12 protein-coding genes are annotated in these 16776 nt (G+C 61.7%); 7 read left to right on the top strand and 5 right to left on the bottom strand.

Going from position 1 to position 16776, the window contains the following annotated elements; translation table 11 throughout:
• From HMPREF0178_RS08275 to HMPREF0178_RS08245, 7 genes are all read left to right on the top strand, one after another.
• Positions 1–982 (top strand): murein transglycosylase A (locus HMPREF0178_RS08275; protein ID WP_009368302.1); only part of this gene is annotated, 982 nt, incomplete at its 5' end.
• 236 nt (positions 983–1218) lie between these two features.
• A complete protein-coding gene (locus HMPREF0178_RS08270; protein ID WP_009368301.1) occupies positions 1219–1602 on the top strand; it encodes a desulfoferrodoxin family protein in 384 nt (127 codons plus the stop codon).
• 866 nt (positions 1603–2468) lie between these two features.
• Entirely contained in the window at positions 2469–2981 is a 513-nt protein-coding gene (locus HMPREF0178_RS08265; RefSeq protein ID WP_227328988.1) for a succinate dehydrogenase/fumarate reductase cytochrome b subunit, read from the top strand.
• 11 nt (positions 2982–2992) lie between these two features.
• Positions 2993–4864, top strand: a complete 1872-nt coding sequence (locus HMPREF0178_RS08260; RefSeq protein ID WP_009368300.1) for a fumarate reductase flavoprotein subunit — start codon at positions 2993–2995, stop codon at positions 4862–4864.
• Between the two features lie 157 nt (positions 4865–5021).
• Entirely contained in the window at positions 5022–5807 is a 786-nt protein-coding gene (locus HMPREF0178_RS08255) for a fumarate reductase iron-sulfur subunit (RefSeq protein ID WP_005028059.1), read from the top strand.
• 307 nt (positions 5808–6114) lie between these two features.
• Positions 6115–7428: a malic enzyme-like NAD(P)-binding protein gene (locus HMPREF0178_RS08250; RefSeq protein WP_009368299.1), complete on the top strand. Its 1314-nt coding sequence runs from the start codon at positions 6115–6117 to the stop codon at positions 7426–7428.
• Positions 7429–7608: 180 nt separating this feature from the next.
• Positions 7609–8976 (top strand): SLC13 family permease, encoded by a 1368-nt coding sequence (locus HMPREF0178_RS08245; protein WP_009368298.1) that lies wholly within the window; start codon positions 7609–7611, stop codon positions 8974–8976.
• Positions 8977–9392: 416 nt separating this feature from the next.
• Here the strand turns inward: HMPREF0178_RS08245 and HMPREF0178_RS08240 are convergent, their stop codons facing one another.
• The 5 genes from HMPREF0178_RS08240 to HMPREF0178_RS22505 all read right to left on the bottom strand — a co-directional run.
• Complete coding sequence (locus HMPREF0178_RS08240; RefSeq protein WP_009368297.1) at positions 9393–10436, bottom strand: symporter; 1044 nt, start codon at positions 10434–10436, stop codon at positions 9393–9395.
• A gap of 226 nt (positions 10437–10662) precedes the next feature.
• Positions 10663–12573 (bottom strand): TIGR04326 family surface carbohydrate biosynthesis protein, encoded by a 1911-nt coding sequence (locus HMPREF0178_RS08235; protein ID WP_009368296.1) that lies wholly within the window; start codon positions 12571–12573, stop codon positions 10663–10665.
• A 467-nt stretch (positions 12574–13040) separates the two neighbouring features.
• Positions 13041–14039: a thiamine-phosphate kinase gene (gene thiL, locus HMPREF0178_RS08230; protein ID WP_009368295.1), complete on the bottom strand. Its 999-nt coding sequence runs from the start codon at positions 14037–14039 to the stop codon at positions 13041–13043.
• Complete coding sequence (locus HMPREF0178_RS08225; RefSeq protein ID WP_009368294.1) at positions 14040–16265, bottom strand: ATP-dependent helicase; 2226 nt, start codon at positions 16263–16265, stop codon at positions 14040–14042.
• A gap of 232 nt (positions 16266–16497) precedes the next feature.
• Positions 16498–16776 (bottom strand): hypothetical protein (locus HMPREF0178_RS22505; protein WP_232281237.1); only part of this gene is annotated, 279 nt, incomplete at its 5' end.

Raw genomic sequence — 16776 nt, 5'->3', positions numbered from 1 at the left:
CGGCGATGTGGCGGTGACGTGGGGCGATGTGGCCAAGACGCTGGATTGCCTTGAGGCCCTGCTGCCCCGTCTCGACGCCGAACCCGGCCTGCTGGCGGAGCGGTTCCGCTGGGTGAAGCTCAAGGATGGCGCTGCCTTTTCGGGATACTATGAGCCCGTCGTCAAGGCAAGCCGTACCCGCAAGCCCGGCTACACGGCCCCGTTGTACCGTGTGCCGCCGGATCTGCGCGAGCTGAATCTGGGGAGCTTCAAGAGTGAGCTCATCGGCCAGCGCGTCGTGTACCGCATGGAAAAGGGGAAGCCCGTTCCTTATTATACGAGGGCCGAAATCGACGGGCTGGACGGCAGGCCCGGCGTCCTGCGCGGCAAGGGGCTGGAACTGGCATGGCTGTCCGACCCCGTGGACGCTTTTTTCCTGCAGGTGCAGGGTTCGGGGCGGCTGCGCTTCGAGGACGGCAAGGAGATGCCCGTGCGCTTTGCCGGGTCCAACGGCAAGCCGTACCTGAGCATAGGGCGGTATCTCGCCGATCAGGGGGAAATCCCCACCGGGCAGGTGAGTATGCAGTCCATCCGGCAGTGGCTGCGCGATCACCCGGAATTGCGCGACGATCTGCTCCGGCGCAATCAGCGCTACATCTTTTTCCGCAAAGGGCCGGAAACCTCTTCCGGCAGCATCACGTCCGGCCCCGTGGGCAGCATGGGGTCGCCGCTCAGTTCGATGGTCTCGCTGGCCGTGGACCGCACGACTTTCCCGCTCGGTTCGGTGCTTGCCTTCGATGTGAATATTCCTGATCCTTCCTCCCCCGTGGAGGAAGGCCCCGTCTCGACCACGCCGCTTTTCGGCATCGGGTTGGCGCAGGATACGGGAGAGGCCATCAAGGGACGCCGCGTCGACCTGTTCTGCGGCAAGGGCGCGAGGGCGGCCTATATCGCGGGGCACCTCAACGGCCCCGGTGAAATCTGGATGCTGCTGGCGAAGTAACACTTGTCTCTGAAGAGATTGGCCCCGTTCCATGAGCGGGGCTTTTCTTTTGGATGGATAAGGAATGAGAGGAACGCCCCGTTGTTATGGCTCTGTACGGTTCGGGGCGGAGGCCGCCGAGGTGGGTTGGCCTCTGGACAAAAAATAAAAATAGGAATAGTATTTTTTATCGTTAATTCATTACTACGTCCCCGTGGGGACAATATGCGCAGCCTCGCTGCAAAGGAGCTTCTCCCATGACCTACCGTTATCAGCTTTATAAATGCCCCATTTGCGGAACCGTGACCGAAATCGTGCATGACGGCGTCAGCGCCATGATCTGCTGCGGCAAAACGATGGAAGTTCTTGACGACCGCGAACCCGTTGGGACCAAGGAATCGCACATGCCCGTCGTGGAAGCCACGGAAAAGGGCTGCAAAGTGAGCGTGGGCTCCAAGCTGCACGGTATGGACGCCGATCACCTGATCGAATGGGCTGAAATCCGCACCTCCGACGACACCGTGCTGCGCAAGTACTTCAAGGCCGGGGAGACTCCGGTCGTTGAATTCCCCATTCCCTTTGATCAGGTCGTGTTCGCCCGCGCCTACTGTAACAAGCACGGCGCTTGGCGTGCGAAATAGTCCTGCTGTACTGTGATCTGTTGAGCCCCTCATTCCACGGAATGGGGGGCTTTTCCATTTCAGCGGACGGCGTCAGCGCAGATGACCGCTGGATTGGGCAAGGATGAGGAAAAAAAGCCGCCCTTCGTGATGGCTTCGCAGGGGGAGCCTCCTCCATGCGCCTATGGCTGTGGGATACGCCCGCATGGGAGGGTAAGGCAGGGGGAACTCTTTTGAGGCAAGGCGTCGCGCCTTCTCGAGAGGGATCTTGTCAACATTGTAAAATCGTCCTCCTCTGCCGGGCTATTCCTTTTCTTCATGGAATATGGAGAATAGTCGTGTAAAAAGAGCAGGTTTATTGCAGCGCCCTTCTTCTTGTGAAGAAGGGTACCATTCGTCACGGGCATTTGCGGCAAAGAAAATACTGGGCAAAAAGACAAGTAAAAATCCAGTGTTATATAAAACAGTAATAAGAATTATTTCCGCATTATTCTCTAGTTGTTATGAATAACAAAAGTTCTTTCTAGGTCAAGTGGCTATATTGTTCGAGTGCACAAATAACACTCGGTTGACAGAAAAAGGAAAGTATCCTTTAAACCAAGAAGGAATGCCATTATACTTCAATAAGAAGTAAAGAGTGTTGATGCTTGCGGCGTCAGCTTTTGGCGGAATTGATAAAGGAGTTGGGAATAAGGAGAGGCGGAAGGATTTATAAGGTCTTTTTCATTCTTTGAGGAGGGAATCTAAAGATGGCTCAGGCGAACATCACTTCACATGTCAGATTGCGCAATCATATTTCAGGATACACCGATGTCATCCAGATGTTGACCGGTGTCCTTCTCTGCTGTTTTGTGCTGATGCATATGGTACTTGTTTCGAGTGTCATCTTGAGTCCGAAGATAATGGACTCGTTGGCCGTATTCCTTGAAACGTCTTATCTGGCGCAGATTGGCGGGCCGATCATTTTGCTTGTCATGATCCTGCACTTTATTCTCGCCGCACGGAAAATGCCGTTCAGCCCGCTGGAACTGCGGGAGTTCTGGCGTCAGGCCAAGATGATGCACCATATGGACACATGGCTGTGGCTGGTGCAGGTCGCCACCGCGATCGTCATCCTTGTCATGGCCAGCGCGCATGTCATCAACATCCTGTCGAATTTGCCCATCTCCGCGGATAAGAGCGCGGCGGCCATTCAGGGCGGCATGGTCCCCTTCTATCTGGTGCTGTTCGCCGCGTTGGATCTGCATATCGCCATCGGTTTGTACCGCGTCGGCGTGAAGTTCGGCATCCTGAACCGTGAAAACCGTTTGAAGTGGCGCAAGTATGCCCTCTATCTCGTTATCGGTCTGGCACTGCTGAGTCTGGCAACCCACTACAGCTTCGCCACGATGGCCATCTAAGGGAGGGCGTCATGAGAACGATTTATTCCGACGTGTTGTGCATTGGTGCCGGGCTTGCCGGCGAACGCGTGGCGCTCGCCGCGGCTATGGAAGGTTTCCACACCATCTGTCTTTCCGTCGTCCCTCCCCGCCGGTCGCATTCCTCGGCGGCGCAGGGTGGTATGCAGGCGGCCCTCGGCAACGCCGTCATGGGCAAGGGCGACAGCACCGACATCCACTTCGCCGACACCGTGAAGGGTTCCGACTGGGGCTGCGATCAGGAAGTGGCCCGCATCTTCGCGGACAGCGCGCCCATCGTCATGCGTGAAATGGCCCATTGGGGCGTGCCATGGAACCGCGTCGTCGCGGGCAAGCACACCTATTATAAGGGCGGCAAGCCCTTCGAGGCCGAAGAAGAGGAAAGCAAACACGGGCTCATCCACGCCCGCGCCTTCGGCGGCACCGCGAAATGGCGTACCTGTTACACGGCTGACGGCACGGGACGTTCCGTGCTGAACACCCTCGACAGCAAATGTCTCCAGTACGGCGTGGAAATCCACGATCGGATGCAGGCCGAAGCCCTTATCCATGACGGCGAGCGCTGCATGGGCGCCATCGTCCGCTCCCTGCGCGACGGCGAGCTTGTCGCCTACATCGCCAAGGCGACCCTCATCGCCACCGGCGGCTACGGGCGCATCTACCGCGCCACCACCAACGCCATCATCTGCGACGGCGGCGGACAGATCTGCGCCCTGAATACCGGCGTCGTGCCCCTCGGGAACATGGAGGCCATCCAGTTCCATCCCACCGGCAGCGTGCCCACCGACATTCTGATGACGGAAGGCTGCCGCGGCGACGGCGGGACGCTCCTCGACGTGAACGAGTACCGTTTCATGCCCGACTACGAGCCGGAGAAGGCCGAGCTTGCCTCCCGCGACGTGGTTTCCCGGCGCATGACCGAGCACATGCGCAAGGGCTTCGGCGTGAAGAGCCCCTACGGTGACCACCTGTGGCTGGATATCCGTCACCTCGGCGAGCACCACATCACGACCAAGCTGCGTGAAATCTACGACATCTGTACGCATTTCCTCGGCGTGAACCCCATTCACCAGCTTATCCCCGTGCGCCCGACGCAGCACTATTCGATGGGCGGCGTCCGCACGGACAAGGACGGCCACGCCTACGGGCTCAAGGGCCTGTTCGCCGCCGGTGAAGCGGCGTGCTGGGACCTGCACGGCTTCAACCGTCTGGGCGGCAACTCCCTCGCCGAAACCGTGGTTTCCGGGCGTTACATCGGCAGCAAGATGGTCGAGTACCTCAAGGGTTCCGAAAGCGTGTTCAAGACCGAACCCGTCAACGACGCCCGCAAGCTCGTCGCCAAGACCATCGACGACATCATTTCCTGTCGTAACGGCAAGGAAAACTGTTTCGATCTCCGCAACGCCATGCAGGACATCATGATGGACGACGTGGGCATTTTCCGGAATGCCAAGGATCTCCAGAACGGCGTCGACAGGCTGCTCGAGCTTTCCGAGCGGGCTAAGCACATCGGTCTGCACGGCAGCGTGAAGGGCTTCACGCCCGAGCTGTCCATGGCCCTGCGCGTGCCCGGCATGATCAAGCTGGCGCTCTGCACCGCCTACGGCGCGCTTCAGCGCACGGAATCGCGCGGGGCGCATACCCGCGAGGATTTCCCCGCGCGCAACGACGCCGAATGGCTGACGCGTACGCTCGCCTACTGGAAGGAAGGCGACTCTCTGCCCACTCTCAAATACGAAGACGCTTCTCCGTGGTTCGAGCTGCCTCCGGGCGAGCGCGGCTACGGCGGCGGGAAGATCATCCCCGCCGAGATCCCCGCCGACAAGATCAAGACCAAGGAACAGGCGGAAGAAGCCATCAAGTAAATGCGGGTACGCCGCGGGGGAAGGGCCTCTTCTGAAGAAGGGCATCCTTCCCCCGGCCCCCTTCCCTCATCCTCCTAAGACTTTTGTGTCTTGAGTGAGAGGAAGCGCGAAAGGCGCTCTGAAAAGCACACATCTTTTTTCAGATTCGGGAGTTAGAATGAGTCGCAAATTGCATATCGAGGTGTTCCGGTACAATCCGCTTGATCCCGCCTCCGTTCCGCACATGCAGTCTTTTTATGTGGAAGAATACAGCTCCATGACCCTGTTCATCGCGCTGAACATCATCCGTGAGCAGCAGGACCCGAGCCTCCAGTTCGACTTCTGCTGTCGCGCGGGCATCTGCGGTTCCTGCGGCATGGTCATCAACGGGCGTCCCGGCCTCGCCTGCCATACCCAGACCCGGGATCTGCCCGATCACATCGTCCTGCATCCCCTGCCGGTCTTCAAGCTGCTTGGCGACCTGTCCGTGGATACGGGCGTGTGGTTCCGTGAAGTGGGCCGCAAAATCGAAGCGTGGGTTCACACGCAGGACAAGGCGTTCGATCCCCGCGCCGAAGAAAAGCGCATGGAAAACGAGCTTGCCGAGCAGATTTTCGAGCTTGACCGCTGCATCGAATGCGGCTGCTGCATCGCGGCCTGCGGCACGGCCCGGATGCGCAAGGACTTCCTCGGCGCGGCGACCATCAACCGCCTCGCCCGTTTCTACATCGATCCCCGCGACAACCGTTCCGAGGACGAGTACTATGATGTGATCGGCAACGATCAGGGCGTATTCGGCTGCATGGGCCTCCTCGGCTGCGAAGACGTCTGCCCCAAGAAGATTCCCCTTCAAGACCAGCTCGGCATCATGCGCCGTATGCTGGCCCTCAAGTCCGTCAAGGGCATCCTGCCCAAGGCCCTGTACGAAAAGTTCAAGGGCTGCGGTTCGCACTGCCATAGCTAAAAAGACAGGCCTCCGGCGGCAAGGGGCTTACCGCCCCTTGACCCCGTCCTGGGGGCGAGCCGCCCCCCGGGCCCCGGCACAACCGGAATCGCTGAAGTTCGTTTCCTCTGTATCGGCAAGAGAAACGGCACGCCGTTTCTCTTGCGCTTGTGGGGGGGGGCGGCATGGGCGCGTTTTTGCCTTCGTCCTTTGCTCGGGCATAACCGAGGGGCCGGGGGAATTCGGCCCAAAGGGGCGGCGAAGCCGTGGCCGTACCGCCGGAGGCGTCGCCTTTCACCTCTATTTATTATTAATAAGGAATACGTACATGGCCTTGTTTACGCGGGAAGAAGCTCTTGAATACCACCGTTCCCCCCGTCACGGGAAAACCGAAGTGGTGCTGACCAAGCGCTGCGAAAGCCAGAAGGATCTGTCCCTCGCCTATTCGCCGGGTGTGGCGGAAGCCTGCAAGGCCATCGCGGAGGATCAGGCGCTGGTGTCCGAATACACCGGGCGCGCCAACCTGGTGGCCGTGATCTCCGACGGCACAGCCGTCCTCGGGCTCGGCAACATCGGGCCTTATGCCGCCAAGCCGGTTATGGAAGGTAAGGGCGTCCTGTTCAAGAATTTCGCCGATGTCGACGTGTTCGACCTGTGCCTCAAGACGGACAGCACCGAAGAGTTCATCGCTGCCGTAAGGACGATGGAACCCACGTTCGGCGGCATCAACCTTGAGGACATCAAAGCTCCGGAATGCTTCATCATCGAGGAGACGCTGAAGAAGGAAATGGGCATCCCGGTGTTCCATGACGATCAGCACGGCACCGCCATCATTTCCGGTGCGGCCCTGCTCAACGCCTGTGAACTCACGGGCCGCAGGATTGAAGACGTGACCGTCGTGGTGGTGGGGGCCGGCGCGGCGGGCATGGCCTGTGCGCGGTTCTACTGCGCGCTGGGGGTAAAGCGCGGGAACATCCGCATGTTCGATTCCAAGGGGCTCATTCACAAGAAGCGCTCGAATCTGGCCGAATACAAGCTGGAATTCGCGCAGGAGGAAGATCTGGGGAGCCTCGCGGACTGCATGAAGGGCACGGACCTGTTCCTCGGCCTTTCCACCAAGAATCTGGTTTCGCAGGATATGGTGCGCTCCATGGCCGACAAGCCGGTGTTGTTCGCCATGGCGAATCCGGATCCGGAAATCTCGTATGAAGACGCCAAGGCGGCCCGCCCCGATTGCATCATGGGGACCGGGCGCTCCGACTACCCGAACCAGATCAACAACGTCTCCGGTTTCCCCTACATCTTCCGCGGCGCGCTTGACGTGGAAGCCACGGAAATCAACGAGGCCATGAAGATCGCCGCCGCCGAGGCCCTCGCCGCGCTGGCGAAGGAACCGGTCCCGGCGGAAGTCTGTTCCGCCTACAATGTGGACAGCCTTGAATACGGCTTCGATTACATTATCCCGAAGCCGCTTGATCCGCGCATTTTGACGTGCATCACGCCCGCCGTCGCCAAGGCGGCGATGGATACGGGGGTTGCCCGCAAGCGTATTGAAGATCTCGACGGATACGCCCGTGAACTGGAACGGCGCGTGAAGGCCTCGCACGATCGCATTCGGCCATTCGTCGCTTCTTACGAATAAAAAAATGCCCGTCCGCGCCGTTGCAGCGGAGCGGACGGGCGCCTTATCGGGGAGGACGGCTGTGTTTTGGGAGGAATAAGGCCGTCCTTGGGGAGAGTTTCCGTCAAAGGCATCACCAGTTTGATGACTTTCATACACTAACTGTTTTTGCTTTTTTGGCAAGCAGGGGAGAAGGTTTGTATGAAACGGTTTATATGGAGTTTCTTGGCTCTTTTGATTGTTGCGTGTGTGGGCGTGTATCTGGCCGGGGGGTTGGACTGCTTTGCGGCCGCTCCCGGAACCGCGGGCGCCGCCGTTCCCGGCGATCGCACCAAAGCCTATATTACCCTTGGCATCCTCATCGTAGCCGCGCTGCTGTTCGTCACAGAAGCGCTTCCGCTGCCCATCACGGCCATGCTCGTGCCCGTGGGTCTTTCCAGTACGGGGGTTCTGACTTCCAAAGTGGCGTTCAGCTACTTCGGCGACAACACCGTAGTGCTGTTCATGGCCATGTTCATCATCGGCGAATCGACGTTCGTCACCGGTTTTGCCGATAAGGTCGGTCAGATGGCTTTGAAGCTGTCCAAAGGCGATATGAAGAAGCTGTTGCTCTTCTCCATGATCGCTGTCGGCGGCTTGTCCACCGTGCTTTCCAACACCGGCACCACCGCCGTGGCCGTCCCCATGATCATGGGCATGTGCGCCTCCGCCAAGGTTGCGCCGAGCAAGATTTTGATGCCCGTAGCCTTCGCTTCGTCCCTCGGCGGCACCGTGACCCTCGTGGGCACGCCCCCCAACGGCATCATCAACTCCATGCTTGATCAGGTCGGCATTCCGCAGTTCGGGTTCTTTGAATTCGGCAAGTTCGGCCTCATCCTGTTTGCCGTTGGCATGTTGTATTACTGGGCTTTCGGCTACCGCCTGCTTCCCGAGGACAAGGGCGGCGAAGACCATTCCTTCGGTTCCGAACTGAAGGAACGCCGCACCGCGAAGATGCCTTACTCCATGGGGATTTTTGCTTTCGTGGTCATCATGATGGTGACGGGGGCGCTGCCTCTGACGACCGCCGCCGTGCTCGGCGCGTGCCTTGTGGTGGCGACCCGCTGCATGACCATGAAGGAAGCGTTCCACTGCATCGACTGGGTGACCATCTTCCTGTTCGCGGGTATGCTGTCCATGTCCGCCGCGATGCAGAAGTCCGGAGCCGCCGCGCTGGTGGCGAACGCCGTGGTTTCCAACGTGTCCGGGCCGACCATGCTGATGTTCGTGTCCTGCGCGCTCACCATGCTGCTCACCAACTTCATGTCCAACACAGCGACCGCGGCCCTGATGGCCCCGCTGGCCCTTCCCATCGCCGTCGGCGGCGGCATTTCGCCCCTGCCGCTCATGATGGGCATCTGTATGTCCGCTTCCGCCTGCTTCCTGACCCCGATCGCCACGCCTCCGAATACCATCGTGTTGACCCCCGGCCGCTACACCTTCCTTGATTACATGAAGGCGGGCTGGCCGCTTCAGATCATCAGCCTCGCGCTGTGCGTGTTCGTCATCCCGATGATCTGGCCCTTCTAGCCCCAAATCGCGGCGTCCTGTCCCCAACCGGGATGCCGCATCTTCCCTCCCCTCAGACATTCCCCTTCGGCAAAGGCCGCAAGGGGAATGTCCCCCTCCTTCGGGGGGAGGACAACGCCTGTCGCTTGCGTGCGGCGGGCGTTTTGTTTGGGATTCGGAGAAGGGAGGTGAAGGACGCGACGGGGGGCCTATTCGGTGCGGCGTGACGGGCTGAAAAGAGAAGAGCGCTTCCCGTACAGGGAACACGTTGTGGCGGGAGAGCTTTTTTTGAAGGGCTTTTCCGTTGGGGGCTGCGGGCTTCGCGGGGGCCTGTTGCGCCGTGGGAAGGCATCCGTGATAAAGGCCATCCACGTATGGGGGCCTGTGATTTCCCCGGGTGCTCCGAGGCGCGCTCCGTTTGAGCGCGGGTCGCCCTGTTACTTCTTGAGCCTGTCCTTGACGCGGGTAGGCAGCTCCGAGAGAAGTTCGGCGTGTTCTTCCTGAGGGACAAGCTGTTGGGCGGCCTGTATGCGGGCGTGCTTTTTCTCGTGGAAGTCGTGGAGGCGCTGGATGATGCGGTCGTCGCGGCGTCCTTTGAGCCATATCTGGGCGGCGTTGACGATGTTCTGGAAGATGGAGTAGGCGGCCAGCGACACGGATGCGATGGGATCGAGATACTGAAACGTCAGCCACATGGGCAGGATGATATTTTTTTGCGCCAGCGCCTGTCCGCCCGCGATGCGGCGGTGGAAGCGGGAACCGATGGACTTGCCGAGGATGAAGTTGGCGGTGCAGACGGCGATCCCGGTGAGGGCAAGGAAGATTTCGAGCTGGTAGTCCTTTTCGCCGGGCTTCAGGAGCTGTTCAAAGGTGCCGGCCATGAGGATGATGAGCATCCCCGCCCACAGGTAGTAGGCCAGAATGCCCCAGCGCAGCAGCACGGCGTTGACCTTGGGGGCGGCGTATTGGATGAGCCAAGCGGCCAGCAGGGGGAAAAGCATGGTGGGCCCTACGCGCATGAACACGTTGGACATGGTTTCGAGGAAGGGCGTGTCGATCTGCCCCGTGGCGATGAGCGGCAGGACCAGCGGCGCGAGCACGACGATGGCGAGGTTGCTCAGGAAGGCGTAGGCCGCGAGGAAGGCCACGCTGCCGCCGAGCATACCGGTGATGATGGCCGCCGCCGTGGCCGTGGGCGTGAGGGCGGCCATGCATACGCCCTGCGCGATGGCCGGATGCCACGGGAGCGTCAGCGCGTAGAGGCCAAGGCTCATGACGATTTGAAGGCTCATCAGGATGAGGTGCAGAGGATGGAACCGCAGATCGCGCGGCGAGATGTTGCAGAAGGTCAGCAGGAGCATGGAGGCGAGCAGCCACGGCGCAAGCCACGTGAACTGTGAGAAAAAACTGTGCCCCACGGCGCCCACGACGATGGCGATGAGGAGTGTCCATTGTTTGAGCGCGCGCAACAGTTTTTTCATCCCAGACAGCCCCCTCTTTGTGCCCGCTTGGAGAACGCGGGTATGAGATGCCTTCACCATACATAACGGCCCACCCCTTATCAAGGAAGAATCCAGTGTGCTTCATCTTGCTGCATTTAAAAGAAATCTGCGAAACAACCGGAATGTTCCGAAAGGGTAGGTTGTCCGGGGCAAACCGTTTTGAGCAAAAAGGAAGGGGGCTCTGAACGCCCCCCTTTTTCATACGCTATAGGCCCAACCGTTCCTTCCATCTCGGAAGTTCGGGATCGAGGGCGAGGTAGTCGGGCGGCAGGCCGGGGGCCTTGGGAGCGGCGAGGGCGGCGGCCACGTCGGAAACCGTGCGGACGTTGACCACGCCGGGGAGGCCCTGCAAGGGGCAGAGGTCCACGTCGTCCTCGGCGGCCTGCACCAGCACGGGCAGCTTGCGGAAAGCGGCCTCCAGCGCCACGGTGGTGGAGTTGGAAGCCCAGACCACGGTGCCCGGCGTGAGGAAGTTCCCGATGGGGCCATCCACGACGCTGGGCGGCTCGGCGCCGCCGTACAGGTTCTTGAGGCGTTCGACTACGGGCAGGTAGGGATGCGGCTTGACGACGACTTCCCAGCCGTCCAGCGTCCCGGCCTTGGCGGAGGCCGCCAGCGTGGCGAGGTGGGCGTCGGTTTCGTCGGCGAAGAAGCTGGTGACGATGAGCAGCCGCGTGGGCTTGGCGGGCGTCTCCGGAGCGGCTTCGGCATCGGGCTTGGGCGCGAGATAAAGATACCGCAGGGCTTCCACCAGCGCGGTGCGGTCCTCCGGCATGTGCCCGGCAAGCAGGGCATCCTGCGCGCCGGTCCCGTTGCACAGCCACAGTTCGGGCATGGCCCGGCGGCAGGCAGGATCGTTGATCATGCGGGGATCGTCGAAATAGCGGAAGTCCGTGGGGCGCACCGTGGAGTGCTGCGCGCCGTAGACCGGCCCGGCGTCCGCGTCGTGCATGGACTGGCAGAGCATGCGTTCCCACGGGCAGTTTTCCTGCGGGAAGGTCGTCCACTCCTGCGGCCCGGCCCATTCCGCATAGCGGCGGAAGGCTTCGCGCATGAGGCAGCGTTCCAGCGCCCGCCAGCCTCGGGTGGAATCGCCCCAGTTGTCTTTCAGGACGGGCCAGAGATCCATCTGGGAACCGGGGAAACGGAACAGTTCCCTGACCTGCGGTTCCACGGCCCGGCTGGAGAGCAGGAGCTTGCCGAACCGGACAAGGCTCTTGGCGATGTCGCCGTTGGTGAGGAACTCTTCGAGGAAGTGGAACGAGGCGCCGTCCTGCCCGTTGGCGCGGAAGCGGTCGCGCAGCTTGATCGCGTCGGGGAAGGAGCACTGTGGGGCCGGGAAATAGAGGAAGACCCAGTTTACGCGGTTGGGCTTGCCGTCGGCGGGCTGGAGGGCGTCATGGAGCTTTTCCCAGTAGCGGGAGCGGAACCGCCCGTTCTTGGCGGCGGCCATGTCGATGTTGGGGAAATAGGTCACGATGCTCGCGGGCTTCACGCCTTCGGGCAGGGCGGGCCGGGAAAGCGGCGTGCGCGGCAGGCGGCGGCGCACGATCCACAGCCACGCCGGGAAGCGCACCAGCGCCTTCACCGGGGCGGGCAGGCGGTAGTAACAGGCTTTGAGCTTGGCCTTCAGCCCTTCCGGCTGCGCCGCTTCCGCGCCGCCGATACGGCGCACGGCGAACTCGCGCCCGGTAGCCTTGCAGAAGCGCCCCAGGACGTCTTCCATCCACGGGTCGGCCCCCGCCGCGGCGCACAGTTCCAGCCGGGTGACGCCCTTTTCGTCCAGCAGCAGTTCAAGGGCACGCAGCTTCAGCGCCGGGAACAGGTTGTGCGTCACTTTGGGGTGCTTTTCCACCAGCGTGGAACACCACCACATGGACAGGTTGTCGTCGGCGCGGAGGTGTTCTTCCAGCAGTTTGCCGTTGATCCGGGCGCAACCCGTTTCGTAGGTCCATGCCGCCAGCTCGTCACGGATGGGGAGCAGGCGCTCGTTCAGCTCCACGGGGATGGAAATCTGCCCGTCGGGGACGCTGCCTTTGTCCCATACCGCCACCAGTGCCTCGGACGGCATGCCCTTCGGCAGTTCCGTTTTGTTCAGCAGGATGAGTGTAGCCATAGAAAACCCTTTTGAAAGGAATGGTTGCCATGATTGGGGAAAGAAGGTCTTTCTGGAGAAAGGCTGCTCCTCCCCTTCCCCAAACCTGCCAGTGTGGCTCGCGCCCACCCCCTCATCTCTCAAGGCTTTTCACTGGTGGGGAGGCGGCGCGGCGGTCCGTTTCAAGAACGGCAGTGAACAATGAAAGAATCTTGTCTTCCAGTTTCGTACAAAGCGGGGCTTGTGTCCACAGGAACAACCGGAGGCATCCCGTGAGGGAGAGCCGTCGTGAGGCTTTTTTCCGTTTTCCGGTGAGTTCATTTTCCTTTGAAATGTATACTGTTGAGGAACTATGCATCAGGGAATGCTGCGGACAGGGATTCGATAAACACGAAAGTCTTTGGAAAGGGAGGGATGGGGTTTGGGGAAGGGAAAGCTTTTCTGAAGAAAAGCTTTCCCTTCCCCAAGCTCTCTCAAAGTCACTTGCTCTAGCCCGCGAAATGATCAAACCCGCCGGATACGGGGACGCCGTCGACGCGGATCTCGCCGCCTTCGGTGACTTTGCCGAGCATGGTGGTCTCGGCGTTGGCGACCATGACGTGTACGGCAAGCTCGGGCGAACATGTCCCGATGAGCGCGTAGTCCTCGCCGCCGAGGAAGGCGTGCCGCTTGGCCGCGGCGACGGGTTCGGCCTCGTTGCGGGAGCGCATGAAGCGCAGGATTTCAGTATGCGGCATGGGCATGTCGATGTCCGCGCCCATGCCCGGCCCGACCAGCCGGGGCAGATCGCGGGCGAGGCCGTCGGAAAGATCCATGAGCCCAAGCCGCCCGCAGGTGGGATCGCCTTTCCCGCGGCCCCAGTCCGCCGCAAGGCGCGACAGGCGCATACCTTCCTTGAGGCGCGGGGCGGGGCGCAGGTGCGCTTCGTAGGGGATGGGCCACTCGTTGAGGGCGGCGCGGCCCCGCTCCTCAAGCAGCAGCAGACCGGCGCGTGCAAGGCCCGTCCTGCCGATGAGGAAAATAACGTCGCCGGGCTGTGCCTCGCCGCGCAGGAGCGTCTTTTCCGCCTGCCCGAACACAGTCAGGCAGAGGTGGAGCTTGTCGGCGCGGGAGAGGTCGCCGCCGACAAGCGGCACGGAAGCTTGGGCCGCCAGCTCGGCCATGCCCGCGCACAGGCCGTCCACAAGGGCCATATCCGCATCGGGCGGCAGGGACAGGCCCACCGTGAACCCCATCGGACGCGCCCCATCGGCGGCGAGATCGCTCAGGTTGACGGCAAGGGCCTTCCAGCCGATGTCTTCCGGCGTGAAATAGGAGCGCCGGAAATGCACGTCCTCCATGAACAGATCCGTGCTTACGCACAGCGGCCCGGAAACGCCGAGCACGGCGCAGTCGTCGCCGCGCCCGAGCAGCACGTCCGGCCCTTCGTTGGGGAAATGCGAGGCGATGCGGGCGAGGATGTGATCCTCGGAAACGAGATCGGACATTTATTCCTCCAGAGTCAGAAACGCGCTGAGAATGACCTTGAGCCCGAAGCCGGGGAAGTTGACCCGGCACTTGTCGGGCGGAAGCTGCTCCACGATCTTGCCGCGTCCGAATACCTTATGCCGGCAATAGCCGCACCCCGCGCCGCCCTTGGATGCGGCCTTATCGTTTTTGGCCTCTGGGATGACCGGGGGCGGGAACACGCCTTTGACGCGCCCGGCGTTGGGGTTGGCCAGTTCGCGGGGAATATCCAGAGAAGGCCGCGAAAAGGCGGGATCTCCGGCAAAGGATGTGCTGCGCTTGGAGATACGACCCGTGTAGCCCTCCTGCCACTCCTCAAGGGCGCTGAACGGCAGTTCGCGCACGAAGGGGCTCGGCGTCGCGGGCTCATTGCCGCCGTTCTGACGGCTGTAGAGCGTGGCGGGCACGAACAGTTCCAAATCCTCGCGGGCACGGGTGCAGGCCACGTACATGAGGCGGCGTTCCTCCTCGAAGTCCTCGGGCCGCACCAGCGCGTGGCGCGAGGGGAAACGGTCCTCGACCAGATCGAGCAGGATGACGGCGTCCCACTCCAGCCCCTTTGATGAATGGATGGTGGAGAGCACCACCCGGCCCGCCTCATCGAACTCGTCGGCGTCGTCCTCCGGCGTTTCCAGCGACAGATCCGCCACGAATTGTTCGAGATCGGTGTAGGCCGAGGCGATGTGCGCGAGTTCCGAAAGTCCCTGCTGACGGCGGGGCCAGTCGTCGGGGAAGATAGCCTGCAGGCGGGGCGTGTAGTGCTCGATGACCATTTCGATGAGCGCGGCGGGCGTCAGGTTGTGCTCGCGCAGCTTGTCGAGCAGCAGCATGTCGGACCACAGATCCGGGTACTTGGTGCAGGCTTTGCGCAGCGCGTCGAAATCGCCCTGCGCGGCGACATGATAGATTTTTTCGGCGGTTTTGGTCCCCACGCCCTTGGACAGCCCCGCCACGCGCTCGAAGGAGGGCATGTCCAGCGGGTTGATCGCCAGCCGCACGAACGCCACCACGTCCTTGACGTGTACGGCTTCCGCATAGCGCAGCCCGCCGTATTTGCGGAATTTGACGCCGCGCTTGGAGAGCGCGACCTCAAGGTGGTAGGACTGGTAGCCCGCGCGGAACAGCACGGCGATTTCCTTCGCCTGATAGCGGTCAAGAAGCTCTTCCACGCGCGCCGCCACCACATTGGCCTGCGTCAGGTCGCTCATGGGGCGGACGAGGCGCACGCGGGGCGTTTTGGGCGTGTTTTCCTTGGTCGTGAACAGGTTTTTGCGGAAACCCTCGGAGGCCGGGGCCAGCACCGCGTTGGCGACGTCGAGCACGGGCTGTGTGGAGCGGTAGTTCTCCTCAAGCCGGATAACCCGCGTTCCGGGGAAGAGCTTGGGGAAGTCGAGGATGTTGCGGACGTCCGCGCCCCGGAAGGCATAGATGGACTGGGCGTCGTCGCCCACGGCCATGACGTTGCCCGCTTCCCCGGCGAGGAGCCGCACCAGCCGGGCCTGAACGCGGTTGGTGTCCTGATACTCGTCCACCATGATGTAGCGGTAGCGTTCCCGGAACCGCCCGGCAAGCCCTTCGCGCCCCGTTTCGGGATCGCCTTTGAGCAGATCCTCAAGCTCGAACAGCAGGTCGTCGTAGTCGAGCAGCCCGTGCTGGCGGCGGTAACCCCGGTATGCCTCTCCGATGCTTTCCAGCGCATCGGCGTGGGGCAACAGGTGCTGCGCGTCGCGCTGGAGCACGTCGCCGATGGAAATTTCCTTGTTCCGGGCCTTGCTGAGGAGGCCGATGATGGTCTGCGTCTTGGGGAACGAGCGGTCGCCCTTGCCGACTTTGAGCCGTTCCTTGCACTGCTGGATGGCCGAGGCGCTGTCCGCCGAGTCCATGACCGTGACCGGGCCTTCGGCCCATGCGGGCCTGTACTGGCGCAGCACCGAGAACGCGAAGCTGTGGAACGTGCCGCCGTGGACGCCGCCGATGCTGTAGCCGAGCAGATCCGTGGCCCGGAGCAGCATTTCGCGGCTGGCCTTGCGGGTAAACGTGAGCAGCAGCATGTCGCTTGCCGGGACGCCCTGTTCCGCCAGCCAAGCCAGACGGTGGACGATGGTGCGGGTCTTGCCGCTCCCCGCGCCCGCGATGACCAGCACCGGGCCGTCCGGCGCGGTCACGGCTTCAAGCTGCGCCGGGTTGAGTGTCGAGATGTCTATCACTGGAACTCCGTGGGAAGGGGATGCCTCCGGCTGTCGGGCCGCCGCCCGAACCCATGCCTTTCGGCGGGCCGGGGAAATCGCTTTGCGCGCGATGCCCGCAAGGTTCGCAAGCCCACCTAGTGGTCACGGCTTCGCCGTCCCTTGGGGCAAGTTCCCCCCGATCTCCTCAGGGCCTCCGCAATGTTCCGAACCGGAAAACCGTTTCCATACCATTGCGGCATCCCTGAGGACGTCAGGCATCCTCTTCGCCGGGTTGGTTTCGAGAAAAAGTGTTCCCCATAAAAACACAAACGCCCCCAAAACACAAAAGTTTTGGGGGCGGGAAACGGATTTTCGCTTTTGGGTGCCGCAGCCCTGCCTTTAGGGTTTTCAAAACCCGATGCGGGAACGCCTGCCATACCTCTACAGGGAAGGAAGGCAACAGGGATTCGATAAGGGCGAAAATCTTTGAAGGGGATGGGGGTGGAGGGGGAAGGGGGAAACTTTCTTTAGAAAGTTTCCCTTCCCCTCC

Source organism: Bilophila sp. 4_1_30 (genome assembly GCF_000224655.1).
In the GTDB taxonomy this organism is placed as follows: Bacteria; Desulfobacterota; Desulfovibrionia; order Desulfovibrionales; family Desulfovibrionaceae; genus Bilophila; species Bilophila wadsworthia.
The sequence above is the reverse complement of the archived record's forward strand: the minus strand, read 5'-3'. Positions and strand labels throughout refer to the sequence as shown.